Origin of the sequence: Bradyrhizobium sp. A5, assembly GCF_042076515.1 — a bacterium.
Lineage (GTDB): Bacteria > Pseudomonadota > Alphaproteobacteria > Rhizobiales > Xanthobacteraceae > Bradyrhizobium > Bradyrhizobium cosmicum.
Genome location: NZ_CP148990.1, coordinates 2,373,805 through 2,389,914, shown reverse-complemented (window position 1 = coordinate 2,389,914; position 16,110 = coordinate 2,373,805). Strand labels below are relative to the sequence as shown.

At 64.5% G+C, this 16,110-nt stretch carries 9 protein-coding genes; 1 reads left to right on the top strand and 8 read right to left on the bottom strand.

Annotation, left to right across the window (positions count from 1 at the left end; all coding sequences use genetic code 11):
* Positions 1 to 95: 95 nt before the first annotated feature.
* From WHZ77_RS11210 to WHZ77_RS11195, 4 genes are all read right to left on the bottom strand, one after another.
* A complete protein-coding gene (locus tag WHZ77_RS11210) occupies positions 96 to 2,378 on the bottom strand; it encodes a DUF1522 domain-containing protein (RefSeq protein ID WP_375313726.1) in 2,283 nt (760 codons plus the stop codon).
* A 231-nt stretch (positions 2,379 to 2,609) separates the two neighbouring features.
* Positions 2,610 to 4,853, bottom strand: coding sequence for a DUF1522 domain-containing protein (locus WHZ77_RS11205; RefSeq protein ID WP_375313725.1), 2,244 nt, complete (start codon positions 4,851 to 4,853; stop codon positions 2,610 to 2,612).
* A 339-nt stretch (positions 4,854 to 5,192) separates the two neighbouring features.
* Positions 5,193 to 7,439 carry a DUF1522 domain-containing protein gene (locus WHZ77_RS11200; RefSeq protein ID WP_375313724.1) on the bottom strand — a complete coding sequence of 749 codons (2,247 nt, stop codon included), beginning with the start codon at positions 7,437 to 7,439 and terminating at the stop codon, positions 5,193 to 5,195.
* Between the two features lie 373 nt (positions 7,440 to 7,812).
* Positions 7,813 to 10,059: a DUF1522 domain-containing protein gene (locus WHZ77_RS11195; RefSeq protein WP_375313723.1), complete on the bottom strand. Its 2,247-nt coding sequence runs from the start codon at positions 10,057 to 10,059 to the stop codon at positions 7,813 to 7,815.
* 320 nt (positions 10,060 to 10,379) lie between these two features.
* Between WHZ77_RS11195 and flbT the strand changes: the two genes are divergently transcribed.
* A complete protein-coding gene (gene flbT / locus WHZ77_RS11190; RefSeq protein ID WP_375313722.1) occupies positions 10,380 to 10,817 on the top strand; it encodes a flagellar biosynthesis repressor FlbT in 438 nt (145 codons plus the stop codon).
* Between the two features lie 81 nt (positions 10,818 to 10,898).
* On the opposite strand, the gene WHZ77_RS11185 is transcribed toward flbT, so the two are convergent.
* From WHZ77_RS11185 to WHZ77_RS11170, 4 genes are read right to left on the bottom strand one after another with little or no spacing between them, the layout of a single operon-like run.
* Positions 10,899 to 12,395, bottom strand: coding sequence for a pyridoxal phosphate-dependent decarboxylase family protein (locus WHZ77_RS11185; protein ID WP_375313721.1), 1,497 nt, complete (start codon positions 12,393 to 12,395; stop codon positions 10,899 to 10,901).
* Entirely contained in the window at positions 12,392 to 13,645 is a 1,254-nt protein-coding gene (locus WHZ77_RS11180) for a RimK family alpha-L-glutamate ligase (protein WP_375313720.1), read from the bottom strand. The genes WHZ77_RS11185 and WHZ77_RS11180 overlap by 4 nt, the downstream gene beginning before the upstream one ends.
* A 1-nt stretch (position 13,646) precedes the next feature.
* Positions 13,647 to 15,290, bottom strand: a complete 1,644-nt coding sequence (locus tag WHZ77_RS11175; RefSeq protein WP_375313719.1) for a hypothetical protein — start codon at positions 15,288 to 15,290, stop codon at positions 13,647 to 13,649.
* Positions 15,280 to 16,062, bottom strand: coding sequence for a hypothetical protein (locus tag WHZ77_RS11170; RefSeq protein WP_375313718.1), 783 nt, complete (start codon positions 16,060 to 16,062; stop codon positions 15,280 to 15,282). The genes WHZ77_RS11175 and WHZ77_RS11170 overlap by 11 nt, the downstream gene beginning before the upstream one ends.
* Between the last annotated feature and the right edge of the window lie 48 nt (positions 16,063 to 16,110).

Sequence of the window (16,110 nt, the reverse complement as noted above, 5' to 3'; positions counted from 1 at the left end):
GTCGATCTCAGCTAATCCTGCCTTAGCGATCTCCCTCAAAACAACGGCGGAGCATTAGCCCCGCCGCGACGTCTTAGCGATCTTGCGTTGCGAAATTAGCGCAGCAGCTGCAGCACGCTCTGCTGCGACTGGTTGGCGAGCGACAGCGCGGACACCGCGATCGACTGGCGGGTCGATAGCGCCTGGCTGTTGGCCGCTTCCTCGTTGGTGTCGGCGAGCGTCAGGTTGGACGAGCCGGTCTGCAGCACGTTGATCAGGTTCTTGGAAAAGTCCTGACGCACCTGCACGATCGAGAGGTTCGAACCGAGCGCCGAGCCTTCCGAGCGCAGCGTGCTCGAGGCAGCATTCAGGCTCTGCAGCACCTTGTTGGTGGCGCCGTTGTCGATGAAGTCCGTGCCCGGGACGAGATTGCTGAGACCGAGACCCGCCGCGTTGAAGACCACGCCGTTGATGCCGAGCGTCGAGCTGCCGGTCTCGTTGAACACCAGCTTCAGCGTGTCGCCATTGAGCAGGTTGACGCCGTTGAAGGACGAGTCCTGAGACGTCGTGTCGATCTGCGCCAGGATGTTGTTGAACTGGCTGACCAGGCCGGAGCGTGCCGTCTGCGCGACCGGATCCTGAATCGGCGGCTGCGCGGTCGTGAAGGCCAGCACACCCGTGAGCGTGCCGCCAACCGCGCCGCCCGCTGCAGTCGAACCGAGGGTCGAAGAGGCGTACTCGTTGACCGTGGTCACCGTGAGCACGCCGTTGGCGTCGATCGTTGCCGTCAGGTGGTTGGCCTGAAGCTGCACATTGAGCTGATCCAGCGTCTTGACGGTCCCGTTGGTACCGTCGCCGAAGGTGACATTCACCGGCGTTCCGCCGTTGAACGAGCTGAAGGTGAGCGTCTTGCCGCTGACGCCGCCGACGCCCGAGGTGCGCGCCGCGCTGAATGCCGTCGCCGTTCCTGTGTTGCCGCTGAGACCGAACGCGGACAGCGCGTTGCCGGTGCCGGTAATCGAGAGATCGGCGTTGATGCCGGTCGAAAGCGCCAGCTGACCGCTGGAATTCACCGACGACGGGATCTGGCCCGCGGTGGTCGAAAGAGTCGCGGCGCCAAGGAAGATGCTGGCGGTCTTCACGCCGGTGGCAAGGTCGATCGAGTTGAGCAGATCGGTCAACGTCGCGCTCTGGAGATAGACGGTCGAGTTGCCGTTGCCGTCGGTGACGATGTTGCCGTTGACGCCACCGGAGGTCACGCTCGTCGCCGATTGCGGCGTCTCGGCGTTCTTGAAGGTGATGGTGTGGCCGTCGATGTTCAGCGTCGAGCCGTCCTTGACCAGGCTGCCGAGCGAACCCGCGGTGGTCTGCCGGTTGGCGCTGATGCTGGCATTGCCTGCGCCGGTCGCCGAGGTCAGGCCGAGCGCCTTCAGGAAGTCGGCCTTGCCCGTCACGTTCAGATCGGAACCGGTTGAACTCTTCAGCGTAACGGCGCCCGCGGTAATCGACGATGGCGTCTGGACCGTACCAACAGTCGCGCCGCTCGTCGCGATCGTCGCTGCGCCTGCACTGATCGTCGCCGTCTTGACCCCGCTGGCAAGATCGACCGCGCTGAGGAGGTCGTCGACGGTGGCCGTGGGAGCAGCGGTCGTGCCCATGTAGACAATGGAATTGCCGTTTCCGTCCGTGGCGATGTGGCCGCTGGCGTCGAGACCCCAGCCGGTCGGTTGCGCGCCAGGCGCCGCACCGGTCCGGAAGGTCACGGTTTTGCCATTGACGGTGATCGAGTCGCCGTCTGCCGGCGACGCTCCGAACGTGGTCGCGGCGGTCGCGCCGATCAGCGTGTTGGTGCCGGCGAGGTTAGTGGTGGTGTCGGCGGCTTTGGCAACCGAGCCGGTCAGCGTGCCGGCAGTCGAACCGAGCGACGCGCCGAGCGACGCGCCCGATGTTACCGGGGTCACGCCGCCGGCGGCGCCGGTGTAGAGAACGTTGCTGTTGGCGGTCGCGCTCGCATAGGAGGTCGTGCCGCGCAGGTCCGCCGGGCTCGCACCCGGAATCGTGGTCGAGACGTTGGACTTGGTGGAGTAGCCGACCGTGGTCTGAAGCGCCTGGTTGGCGATCGATTTCGCGCTGTCGATCAGCTTCTGCAGCGAGGTGATGCCGGTGTTGGCGGCCTGGAGCACCTGGACACCGTTGTTGATGCCATCGAGCAGGTTGCTGATGTCGCTCGCCCGGTTGTCCAACCCCTGTGCGGTGAAGAAGTTGGTGGGATTGTCGAGCGCCGTGTTGACCTTCTTGCCGGTCGACAGCCGCTCCTGCGTCGTGGCCAGCAAATCGGCCGTCGACTGCAGCGACAACAGGTTCTGGCGAACTGACGCCGAGAGAACGATGTTGGACATTGGCGAGACTTCCTCTTGAACCGGATACGAATCGGCCGCGCGGTTTGGAAAGCGGGCTTTTGTCCAGTCTTAGAGGCTGTCCTTTAAAGTATGGTTAACGGCGGTTTAAGGGATAGGGTTAATGGGGGGTTAGCACCCCCTTCCCCGGTTTCACACGGACTCCACGCCAACAAAAAAGCGGCGGGGCCGAAGCCCCGCCGCCTTGTTTTCTATTGTAATTTCAGATGCTTATTAGCGTAGCAGCTGGAGCACGCTCTGCTGCGAGGTGTTGGCCAGAGACAGCGCCGAGACCGCGATCGACTGGCGGGTCGACAGCGCCTGGCTGTTGGCCGCTTCGACGTTGGTGTCGGCCAGAGTCAGGTTCGATGAGCCGGTCTGCAGCACGTTGATCAGGTTCTTGTTGAAGTCCTGACGGATCTGCACGACCGAGAGGTTCGAACCGAGAGCCGAGGCTTCCGACCGCAGCGTGCTCGACGCCGAGTTCAAATTGGTCAGAACCCTGTTGGTGGCGGCGTTGTCGATGAAGTCGAGACCGACCGTCAGCGACGCCAGGCCCAGCCCCTTGGAGTTGTAGGTCACGCCAGTGATGTTGAGGCTGGACTTGCCGGTTTCGTCGAACACCAGCTTGAGCTGGTCGCCGTTCAGCAGGTTGACGCCGTTGAACGAGGAGTCCACCGAGGTAGTGTCGATCTGGTTCAGGATGTTGTTGTACTGCGACACCAGATTCGCACGGGACGACTGAGCCACCACGTCCTGGACCGGCGTGGAGGCGGTCGTGAACGTGAGCGCGCTGGTGATGGTGCCGCCGATCGCGCCGCCGGCCGTCGTCGAACCGATCGTCGAAGACGCGTAGTCGTTGGAGGCCGTGATGGTGAGCTGGCCGTTGGCGTCGATTGTCGCGGACAGGTTGTTGGCCTGGAGCTGCGAATTGAGCTGATCGAGCGTCTTGACCGTGCCGTTGCTGCCGTCGCCGAAGGTGACGTTGACCGCCGTACCGCTGTTGAAGGCAGTGAAGGTCAGGGTCTTGCCGGCAATGCCGCCGATGCCGGAGGTACGGGCCGCGGTGAAGGCCGAGGCCGTCCCGGTGTTACCGGCGAGACCGAACACCGACAGCGCATTGCCGGTGCCGGTGATCGACAGATCGGCGTTGACGCCGGTCGAGATCTTGAGCTGGCCGGAGGTGTTGATCGACGAGGCGGTCTGACCCGAAGCGGTCGCGAGCGTGCCGCTGCCGCTGCCGTTGAGCGTGAAGGTCTGAACGCCCGTGGCGAAGTCGATCGCCTTCAGCACATCGGCAATCGTTCCGGACTGCAGATACACCGTCGAGTTGCCGTTGCCGTCGGTGACGACGTTGCCGGACACGCCCTGAGTGGCGGCCAGCGAAGCAGCGGACGGTGTCGGGGCGTCCTTGAAGGTGATGACATGGCCATCGACGTTCAGCGTCGAACCCGACGAGACGAGCGACGACACCGTCGTCGCGCTCGTGGTGCGGGCTGCCGTTGTCGTGACGCTGCCGGCACCGGTGGCAGAGGTCAGGCCAAGAGCCTTGAGGATGTCGGCCTTTCCGGTCAGGGTCAGGTCGGAGCCAGTCGTGCTCTTCAACACGAGCGCGCCGCTGCCGTTGACCGACGAGGGAGTCTGGCCCGCATTGCCGGTGAGGGTACCGGCAACATTGCTCTGCACCCCGCTCGCCAGATCGACCGCCGTCAGCACGTCGCCGATCGAGGCCTTCGTCACGGAGCCGAGATAGATCGACACGTTGCCGCTGGCGTCCGTGTAGACGTTACCGGTCGTGACGCCGGCAGATGCGGCAACCTGGGTGAGACCTGTAGGAACCGTCGTCGGCTGGTCGCCCGCAACGAACGTGATGGTCTTGCCGTTGACGGTGAGCGTATCACCCGCCGCAACGCCGGCGTTGGCATCGCCCGCGGCCACGCCATTCAAGAACTTGGCAGCAGTCGTTGCAGCGTTGATGACAGTTCCTGTATCGGTCCCTGCAATGCCGCCCAGCGTCGCGCCGGACGTCGCGGCGGTCACGCCGCCTGCAGCACCGCTGTAGAGCACGTTGCTGTTCGCAACCGCGCTGGCGAAGCTCGTGGTGCCGCGCAGGTCGGCAGCCGTCGCACCGGCGATCGTGGTCGAGACGCTGGACTTGGAGGAATAGCCGACCGTGGTCTGCAACGCCTGGTTGGCAATCGACTTCGCGCTGTCGATCAGCTTCTGCAGCGAGGTCAGGCCGGTGTTGGCGGCCTGCAGCACCTGCACGCCGTTGGCGATGCCGTCGAGCAGGTTGTTGATGTCGCTGGCGCGGTTGTCGAGCGACTGTGCCGTGAAGAAGTTGGTGGGATTGTCCAGGGCCGAATTGACGCTCTTGCCGGTCGACAGACGGTTCTGTGTGGTGGCGAGGAGGTCGGCGGTGGACTGGAGAGACAGCAGGTTCTGGCGAACCGACGCAGAGAGAACAATACCGGACATAACTCTTACCCTTCTGGTTTACGCGTCTTCGTTCGATCGCTTCGGATCGAGTGACGGGGACAGCGTGCCGCGACATGGCTAACAAAGGGTGAAATGAGATGAGCCGGCATAAGCGCCGGTACACCATAAGCCGGCGGGAGAAACGGGCACCCTCCGAAATCCGGCTGAATTTACTGGCGATTTTCCGTGCTTACGCTCCATTAACCATAACCGCGGGTTACTTTTCGGAAGCGTGATCGGGACCGGACGCAAACATGGACGCAAAAAGAAAGCGGCGGGGCCGAAGCCCCGCCGCGATGTCTTGCTTGACGATGTCTTGCTGGCGATGCCGTCCGCGACTTAGCGGAGCAGCTGCAGCACGCTCTGCTGCGACTGGTTGGCGAGCGACAGCGCGGAGACCGCGATCGACTGGCGGGTCGACAGCGCCTGGCTGTTGGCCGCTTCGACGTTGGTGTCGGCCAGCGTCAGGTTGGACGAACCGGTCTGCAGCACGTTGATCAGGTTCTTGTTGAAGTCCTGACGGACCTGCACGATCGTGAGGTTCGAACCGAGTGCCGAGGCTTCCGAACGCAGCGTGCTGGACGCCGAGTTCAGGTTGGTCAACACCTTGTTGGTCGCGGCGTTGTCGATGAAATCCGCTCCCTGAGTCAGCGCGGCGAGGCCCAGACCCTTGGAGTTGTAGGTCACGCCGGTGATGTTGAGGCTGGACTTGCCGGTTTCGTCGAACACCAGCTTGAGCTGGTCGCCGTTCAGCAGGTTGACGCCGTTGAACGAGGAGTCCTGAGAGGTCGAGTCGATCTGCAGGAGGATATTGTTGTACTGATTGACGAGGTTCGAGCGAGACGTCTGGGCAACGCTGTCAGCGACGGGGCTGGAGGCCGTCGAGAAGGTCAGCGAGGTCGTCAGCGTGCCGCCGATCGCACCACCTGCAACCGACGAACCAAGCGTCGAGGACGCGTAGTCGTTGGTGGTCGAGATCGTCAGCAGGCCGTTGGCGTCGATCGTCGCAGACAGGTTGTTGGCCTGCAGCTGCGTGTTGAGCTGATCGAGCGTCTTGACCGTGCCGTTGGTGCCGTCGCCGAAGGTGACGTTGACCGCCGAACCGCCATTGAAGGAGGTGAAGGTCAAGGTCTTGCCGTTGATGCCGCCGGTGCCGGAGGTACGAGCCGCGGTGAACGCCGAGGACGTGCCCGTGTTGCCGGCGAGACCGAGGGTCTGCAGCGCGTTGCCGGTGCCGGTGATCGACAGATCGGCATTGACGCCGGTCGAGATCTTGAGCTGGCCGGAGGCGTTGATTGACGAGGCAGTCTGGCCTGAGGCGGTTGCGAGCGTGCCGCCGCCGCTGCCGTTGAGCGCGAACGTCTGAACGCCCGTGGCGAAGTCGACCGCCTTCAGAACGTCGGCGATCGTCGAGCTCTGCAGGTACACCGTCGAATTGCCGTTACCGTCGGTGACGACGTTACCGGACACGCCCTGGGTCGAACCCAGCGACGAAGCACCGGGCGTCGGACCGTCCTTGAAGGTGATGACATGGCCATCGACGTTCAGCGTCGAACCAGACGAGATGAACGACGACAACGTCGCCGCGCTCGTGGTGCGGGTCGCGGAGACGGTGACGTTGCCGGCGCCGGTCGCGGTGGTCAGCTTGAGGGCCTTCAGGATGTCGGCCTTGCCGGTGACGCTCAGGTCGGCACCGGTCGAACTCTGCAGCACGAGCGCGCCGCCGCCGCTGACCGTCGAGGCGGTCTGGCCGGCGTTCGCCGTGAGAGTGCCCGCGACGTTGCTCTGCACGCCGCTGGCGAGGTCGACGGCGGTCAGCAGGTCACCCACCGAAGCCTTGGTGGTCGAGCCGAGGTAGACGGTGACGTTGCCGGTGGTGTCGGTATAGACGTTGCCAGTGGTCACGCCCGCAGAGGCCGCAACCTGGGTCAGGCCGGTCGGCGCCGTGGCCGGCTGGTCGCCCGCAGCAAACGTGACGGTCTTGCCGTTGACGGTGAGCGTGTCACCAGCCGCGATGCCGGCGTTGGCGTCACCCGCCGTGGCTGTGCCGTTGAGCAGGCTCGTCGCGGTCGTCGCCGCGTTGATCACCGTACCCGTGAAGGCGCCGGCAACGCCGCCCAGCGTGGTGCCGGAAGCAGCAGCGGTGGTGCCGCCCGCGGTGCCCTTGTACAGCACGTTGCTCAGCGCATCCGCGCTGGTGTAGGTGGTCGTGCCGCGCAGGTCCGAAGCCGTCGCACCAGAGATCGTGGTGGAGACGTTGGACTTCGAGGAATAACCGACCGTGGTCTGCAACGCCTGGTTGGCGATCGACTTGGCGCTGTCGATCAGCTTCTGCAGCGAGGTGATGCCGGTGTTGGCGGCCTGCAGCACCTGCACGCCGTTGGCGATGCCATCGAGCAGGTTGTTGATGTCGCTGGCGCGGTTGTCGAGCGACTGTGCGGTGAAGAAGTTGGTGGGATTGTCCAGGGCCGAGTTGACGCTCTTGCCCGTCGACAAGCGGCTCTGCGTGGTGGCGAGAAGATCAGCGGTGGACTGGAGCGAGAGCAGGTTCTGACGAACCGAGGACGAGAGAACAATACCGGACATAGACTGTTACCCTTCTGGTACGCAACGCAACAAACTTCGATTAGGATTAATCGATGCCGGGACGGTGAACTTAGGTGGCTAACAAAGCATGAAGTGCGTCGCGCCAGTCCTTGCGCGGATTCACCATAGCAGAGCACCAAGCCAGATCGCGCCCTTGTGTATCGCCATGATCGAATGATGCTTTTCCTTGCAGCCGCGGTGTGTTTGCTACTTGTCAACCATAACTCAGAGTCGGCAAACGGCTGCGTTTGGATGCATCGTCTTCATCGCCGCGCGACATCCTCCGATACCGACGCAAAAAGAAAGCGGCGGGGCCGAAGCCCCGCCGCGATGTCTTGCTTGACGATGTCTTGCTGGCGATGCCGTCCGCGACTTAGCGGAGCAGCTGCAGCACGCTCTGCTGCGACTGGTTGGCGAGCGACAGCGCGGAGACCGCGATCGACTGGCGGGTCGACAGCGCCTGGCTGTTGGCCGCTTCGACGTTGGTGTCGGCCAGCGTCAGGTTGGACGAACCGGTCTGCAGCACGTTGATCAGGTTCTTGTTGAAGTCCTGACGGACCTGCACCACCGAGAGGTTCGAACCAAGGCTGGAGGCTTCCGAACGCAGCGTGCTGGACGCCGAGTTCAGGTTGGCCAGCACCTTGTTGGTCGCGGCGTTGTCGATAAAGTCCGAGCCGCTCACCAACGAGGCCAGACCCAGACCCTTGGAGTTGTAGGTCACGCCGGTGATGTTGAGGCTGGACTTGCCGGTTTCGTCGAACACCAGCTTGAGCTGGTCGCCGTTCAGCAGGTTGACGCCGTTGAACGAGGAGTCCTGAGAGGTCGAGTCGATCTGGCTCAAGATGTTGTTGTACTGCGAAACCAGATTGGCACGCGTCGTCTGGGCAACGCTGTCAGCGACGGGGCTGGAGGCCGTCGAGAAGGTCAGCGAGGTCGTCAGCGTGCCGCCGATCGCACCACCTGCAGCCGACGAACCAAGCGTCGAGGACGCGTAGTCGTTGGTGGTCGAGATCGTCAGCAGGCCGTTGGCGTCGATCGTCGCAGACAGGTTGTTGGCCTGCAGCTGCGTGTTGAGCTGATCGAGCGTCTTGACCGTGCCGTTGGTGCCGTCGCCGAAGGTGACGTTGACCGCCGAACCGCCATTGAAGGAGGTGAAGGTCAAGGTCTTGCCGTTGATGCCGCCGGTGCCGGAGGTACGAGCCGCGGTGAACGCCGAGGACGTGCCCGTGTTGCCGGCGAGACCGAGGGTCTGCAGCGCGTTGCCGGTGCCGGTGATCGACAGATCGGCATTGACGCCGGTCGAGATCTTGAGCTGGCCGGAGGCGTTGATTGACGAGGCAGTCTGGCCTGAGGCGGTTGCGAGCGTGCCGCCGCCGCTGCCGTTGAGCGCGAACGTCTGAACGCCCGTGGCGAAGTCGACCGCCTTCAGAACGTCGGCGATCGTCGAGCTCTGCAGGTACACCGTCGAATTGCCGTTACCGTCGGTGACGACGTTACCGGACACGCCCTGGGTCGAACCCAGCGACGAAGCACCGGGCGTCGGACCGTCCTTGAAGGTGATGACATGGCCATCGACGTTCAGCGTCGAACCAGACGAGATGAACGACGACAACGTCGCCGCGCTCGTGGTGCGGGTCGCGGAGACGGTGACGTTGCCGGCGCCGGTCGCGGTGGTCAGCTTGAGGGCCTTCAGGATGTCGGCCTTGCCGGTGACGCTCAGGTCGGCACCGGTCGAACTCTGCAGCACGAGCGCGCCGCCGCCGCTGACCGTCGAGGCGGTCTGGCCGGCGTTCGCCGTGAGAGTGCCCGCGACGTTGCTCTGCACGCCGCTGGCGAGGTCGACGGCGGTCAGCAGGTCACCCACCGAAGCCTTGGTGGTCGAGCCGAGGTAGACGGTGACGTTGCCGGTGGTGTCGGTATAGACGTTGCCAGTGGTCACGCCCGCAGAGGCCGCAACCTGGGTCAGGCCGGTCGGCGCCGTGGCCGGCTGGTCGCCCGCAGCAAACGTGACGGTCTTGCCGTTGACGGTGAGCGTGTCACCAGCCGCGATGCCGGCGTTGGCGTCACCCGCCGTGGCTGTGCCGTTGAGCAGGCTCGTCGCGGTCGTCGCCGCGTTGATCACCGTACCCGTGAAGGCGCCGGCAACGCCGCCCAGCGTGGTGCCGGAAGCAGCAGCGGTGGTGCCGCCCGCGGTGCCCTTGTACAGCACGTTGCTCAGCGCATCCGCGCTGGTATAGGTGGTCGTGCCGCGCAGGTCCGAAGCCGTCGCACCAGAGATCGTGGTGGAGACGTTGGACTTGGTGGAATAACCGACCGTGGTCTGCAGTGCCTGGTTGGCGATCGACTTGGCGCTGTCGACGAGCTTCTGCAGCGAGGTGATGCCGGTGTTGGCGGCCTGCAGCACCTGCACGCCGTTACCGATATTGTCGAGCAGGTTGTTGATGTCGCTGGCGCGGTTGTCGAGCGACTGTGCGGTGAAGAAGTTGGTGGGATTGTCCAGGGCCGAGTTGACGCTCTTGCCCGTCGACAGACGGTTCTGCGTGGTGGCGAGAAGATCAGCGGTGGACTGGAGGGAGAGCAGGTTCTGACGAACCGATGCGGAGAGAACGATACCGGACATTGGGTGTTACCTTTCTGGTAAACGACGCTTACTGTTACGCGTCTGCATGGATCGAGAGTGATCCAGCGACCGGCGGACCGTGGCGCCGAGAATCTAACGAAGCATGAAATGAAACCGCCGCTTTTGCCGAGCCGCGGGATGATTCGGCAGGGCGAGCGCCGTCCGCCACCGCGCCGCGGCTCGATTCAGCCATTGAAATGATTGGTATTTTTCTCCAGAAAACCGGAGATTCACAACTCGTTAACTAGTCTTGAGAGAGTATTGCGCCCTGATCCGCCGCAACACACGCTCGGTTACGAAAGCGTTGATGGAGAACTGGCATGGCCCTCAAGGTCGAGCTGAGACCGCACGAACGCATCATCGTCGGTAACTGCGTAATAACCAACACCGACCAGCGCGCCCGCCTTCTGATCGACGGCGAGAACGTACCGATCCTGCGCGAGCGCGACATCCTCACGCCGGAGACCGCCGATACCGCGGCCAAGCTCGTCTATCTGGCGGTGCAGCTCATGTACATCTCGCCCGATCCGCAGAGCCAGCACGGCACCTACTTCAACCTGGTGCGCGACATCGTCACCGCCGTGCCGAGCGCCTGGCCGATCATCGAAAGCATCAACAACAACATCATGAGCGGCGATCTCTATCGAGCCTTGAAGGACGCCCGCAAGCTGATCTCCTATGAAGACAAGCTGCGTGAGCAATTCGAGGCGACGCATCCCAAGGACGGCGTCGCGGCCGACGTCAGCTCGGCCGCCTGACCGCTTCGCACATCCGAACGAGAACGCCCCGGACCAGGTCCGGGGCGTTCTCGTTTCAACGCGTCAACACAGGTCCTGATGTCACTGCGCCGCGAGCGGCGGCGCCTCGACCTCGATCACTCCGCCACTCCGCCGTGCGCCGAACTCCAGCACCGCAGCCAGGAGCGCGTCGATGTCCCTCTCGTCGGTGCGGTGATTGACGATGGCCGCGCGGATCGCGAACTTGCCGTCCAGCACCGTGCTCGACGGCGCCGCGATGCCGGACTCCTGGACATCGGCGAGGATCTCGCGATTGACCGCATCGTCGGCACGGTAACGGAAGCAGACGATATTGAGATTGACCGGCGCGAGCAGCGCCAGCCGCGGCTCGGCGAGAACGCGCGCCTCCAGATATTTAGCCAGCGCGCAGCTTCGCGCGATCACCGCGCCCAGCCGTTCGGTCCCGAACGTCTTCAGCGTGAACCAGGTCTTCAGTGCGCGGAAGCCGCGTGACAGATCGGGACCGAGATCGCAGGGCCAGACCGCGCCGGCTGCAAGCCCCCTCGCCTCGCGGCTCAGATACGCCGCCGGCTGCGCGAAGGCCTGTCGATGCCGCTCGCCGTCGCGCACCAGCAGGAAGCCGGCGTCGTAAGGCACCTGCCCCCATTTGTGGAAGTCGAGCGCAACGGAATCGGCGAGTTCGATGCCGCCGAGCAGGGGCGCAAGCTCCGGCGAGAGGATCGCGAGCGCACCGAAGGCGCCGTCCACGTGAAACCAGATCCCTTGCTCGCGGCACAGCTCCGCGATCGTCTTGAGATCGTCGATTGCGCCGATATCGACAGTGCCGGCGGAGGCGACCACCAGGAACGGCGTGAAGCCGACCGCGCGATCCGCCTCGATCTGCGCGCGCAGTGCGGCAACGTCGATGCGATGATCGGAATCGACATCGATCTTGCGCAGCGCGTCGGTGCCGAGCCCGGCAATGTCCATCGCCCGGGAGACACAGCCATGCGCGACCCGCGAGGTGTAAGCCGTGAGCAGCGCGCCATCGTTGCCGATACCGTGCTGCCGCGCCAGCGCGCCGAGCGCACTCGTGCGCGCCACCAGCACGGCCATCAGATTGGCTATCGACGTGCCCGTGACGAAGATGCCGCTAGCGCTCTCCGGGAACGCGAACAGATCGCGCATCCAGGCGACGATCTGGCGCTCGACCTCGATCGGCATGTGGTCGCGCCCGCCGAGATTGGCGTTGAGGCCGGCTGCGAGCATTTCCGCGAGCATGCCGACCGCGGTACCGCCGCCATGCACCCAGCCCATGAAACCGGGATGAACGTTGCCGGTCGCATAGGGCGCGACCTGCTCGGAAAATTCGCGATAGACGTCGGCGAGATCGCTCGCCTCGCGCGGCACGCCGGCGTTCATTGCCGCGCGGACATCGTCGGGGATCGGCTGCCACACCGGACGCGCACGAACATTGGCGATGCCGTCGATCGCCTCGTCCAGCATGCGATGGGCGAGCACGCGAAATCCGCTCCAGTCCTGCGGATCGAGCGAGGTGTGCGCCACGGCGCTTTGCGCGTTGCGGATAATCTCGTTCATGCGGCCCTCCCCTCGCCGTTCCTGGCGTGCCGCGACAGCATCGCCGTGAACGCGGCGAAGATCTTGCGCATCTGCGGCGGCTTGTACGGAAACACGGCGGGTGGATCCATGTTGTGCACGACGGCGGTGTTGTCCGCCTCGAACACCAGCAGTTCGCCGTCGCGGTTCTCGGCGCAATCGACGATGAAATAGTCGAGGCCGACGCGCTTGCTCATCTCGTCGAGCGCGTTCCGATGACGCGCAGCGAAGGCATGATCGAAGTCCTGCATCCAGACGGCTTCTTCAGCACGCTTCTCTTCGCTGAACGCCATGTAGGCGTTGAGATACCAGATGTCCCAGCGGTCGGCGATCGCCATGTGACAGGCGTAAGGCTTGCCGTCGACCATGGTGAGACGGTATTTGCGGTAAAGCCCGTCCGGGCTCGCATAGTCGACGAAGCGCGCGGCGAAGAAGTCCTGCTCCTGCCGCTCAGCGAGATAGGCTTTGAGCGCAGCAGCGTTGTCGATTTTCGCGAGTCCGACGCCGGCATGCGTACCGCGCGGCCGGACTATCATCGGAAAGCGCAATTCGCCCGTGATGTCCGCGCAGGCGATCTTGCCTTGCGAAAGTTCCGACAATTGCCCGCGCGTCGCATGGGCGGTCACGGGAATGTCGAGACCGGAGATGCCGGCCAGCAACCGGTACAGTTTGTCGCGATCGAGATTGCCGATGAACTCAGGGCGATTGAGCAGCGGCCGCGGCCAGCGTGGCGCAGCCTTTGCGATGACGGCAAGTGTCTCGCGGCACTCCTCGGAATCGGAGGCGACCACGATGGCGACGTCGTGATCGGGCAATGTCTCGGGAAGGCCGACGCCCTTGACTATATAGAGCGTCAACAGCTCGATATCGGAGCCTTCGAGCAGGAATTCGATCGGGGTGTTGCCGCCCATGTCGATGTCGGCCGCGAGCGCGAGCACGCGCAGACGGGGTTTCGGAACTGCGCATGGGGTCCGAAACAATTGATGGAAGGAGAGCACCTCGCTCTGGATCACGAGCCCCGCTTCTTTCTCACCAAGAAGCTGCGCTATGAGCGATAGATCCAGGCCTTCGCCCGCCTCCGCCGTTCCCTCCGCGATCCGCGCCAGAAGATGCTCGCGCAACGGATGCAGGTCGCCGCCCTCGAAAGCCCGGCGCGTCAATTGCGCAAAGCCGATGCGGTCGGAATAGCTCGGCGTGGTCACGCTATCAGGCGCGGAAACAGGATGCAGCATCTTAAGCCTCGAGCACAAATTTCCCCGGCGCAGCCGTGGCACGATCAAGCAGCAGTTCGATCTTCGTCACGACATGGGCGATGCGATCGAGAATGTGCTGCAAATTGCGTTGCGCCTGCGCGGCGTCCGCCGACCAGGCTTCGGTGACCAGCCGCGCGCCGACACAGAGGCGCAATACGGCCTGCGGCGCCGCGTCCGGTTGCTCCAGCCGGACCGGCTGGCCGATCAGGCAGCGCTGCGCTGCGACCTGCCGGTCCGCCGCGCTGCCGCTGATCACCTCGTTCATGTCCCGCGCCAGCGCCCGGTGAACGGCGACTGTCTCGGCGATCGAGACCGGCTTGCCATCGCGCTGCAGCGTGAAGGGAAAGATCGTGGCGTGCGCAAATTCCTCGTCGTCCGGACCGGTTGTCCGGGTCCCGGTCGAAACGCGGCGAAGCGATGGCGACAACGCAATCATGCTGTCGATGCCGGCGGCAAGCTCGGCCAGCACTCTCGCTCGGAAAGCCCCTGATACTGCGTAGTAGCTGCCGATCTCCGCGAGCGCCGCCTCCCAGCGCAGCCATTGACCGAAATTCGGCCGGCGCTCGAAGCGCGAGCGCAATGCCGTCCAGCCCATCGGCCAGTCGCAGCGGCCGGCGTAGTCGAACAAGCCCGGCGCGATCTCACCCAGCCGATCGACGACGCGAGACAATCCCTTCGGAACCAGCAGCGCGCCACTGAAGGCGGGTCCGCCGAAGAACTTCGACCCTGTCATCAGCACCAAGTAGCCGCGATCGAGATAGAAGCGCAGGCGCCGCCGCCCGAGCCGCATCTGGCAGGCATCAACCACAATCTGCACCTGGCCGTTCCAGCGCTTGGCGATCTCGTCGAGGCAGGCCTCGCTTGGGGCGCGCCAGCCGAGTTTTGACGAATCCATGATGTGCAACAAAACGCGCCGGCCTTGCGCGAGGCTGTCCTGGATAGCACGCATTACAGCAGCGTCCAGATCCCGGCGCATCGCCATGTCGGAGGCGTCATCGAGCAAAGGCACCGCGATGGTGTCGCCGGCAAGACCCGCGACCGGGCCGTTCTTGTGCACGGCAAAGCCGCTGGCCGTCAGGGAGCTGAAATGGTGGCCGCGCGCGGTGTGGACCGTGCCGCTGCCGGTCTGGTCGGCGCCGACCACGATCGTCACTGGAGCTGCGCCGAGCACCGCGCGTGCCAGGAACAGCGCGTGGAGCTGGGAGTCCGTACCCGAAGGCGAGAACACGATGTCGACGCGCGACGGGAGCTGGAAATGGCCGCGCAACTCCTCGCGCATGTCCTCGCAGCGCGCATCGAAAGCGACCTCGACCTCGTCGAACAGGCACTTGTGCATCAGCTCCTCGCGCGCCAGCGCGGCGCGGTCATAAGCCAATTGCGAGATCGTCGACGCGGTCGACGAGGCGAAATTCCAGAGCTCCGGCTCCGGCGAGGCCGCACAGCCATAGGCGTTGAGGCGGTCGTTCGGATCGAGCGCCAGCCGCGGATCTCCGCCGGAGACGAGCAGCGTGTCCAGTGGCGTGAAGAGATCGCGCAGACGGTAGCGCGAGCCGCCGTCGGGCGTGCGCTCGGGGGCCGACAGACGGGATGCGCCGGCGCTCATCCCGGGAGGCTCACGCCGCATCGGCCGCCGCCGCGGGCGCCGCTGCGAATTGCGAAGCGATGTCGCCGTGGAACACCGACGGCCCGACGTGATCGAGCGAGCTCTGGATGTCGGCCCATATCTCGCCGCCCATGTCGGTCCAGCGTTTGCAGAAGGCGAAGTCCTCGGACAGATACGTGCCTGTCGCCGGGTCGATCATGCACTCGAACAGCGCGAAGCGGTTCTGGCTCGCCGCCAGCGTATCGTGCGAATGCTCACGGAAGAATTGCAGGTTGGCGTAACCGGGGTGGCGACACATCGCTTCCAGCACGTGGCGGCGGATCATCAGGAAGCCGGTGCCGGCGTAGCGCACGCGGGTGAATCCGTTGACCACCACGATGCGGTCGGGGTCCTCGATCTCGAGCACGTAGTCGAGCGAGGCGGCCGGCACGTCGGCACGGCCGGACTGGATCGCCCGCTTCGCCTTGTCCCAGTTGACCCGCTTGATCGGATAGCAACCGGCGACGACATCCGCGCCGCTCTCGATCAGCCGGAACACCTGCTCGGGCTTGAACCCGATGTCGGCGTCGATGAACAGGAAGTGCGTCGCCTTGGGATCGTCCAGGAACATCGCGGCCAGATTGGCCCGCGCCCGCGTGATCAGCGCGTCACCGTCGCGCAACAGCACCTTGAGCTCGAGATTGGACATGCCGTGCACGGCACGCTGGAGCGCGAAGATCGAGCTCGCATAAATGCTCGACACCTGCCCGCCGAAGCACGGCGTGGCCACCACCAGCTGCATCTTGTCCGACATTGACGGCTCCGCCCCCCGCTCTAATCCTCACCAAGAGGTAAAGAGGCA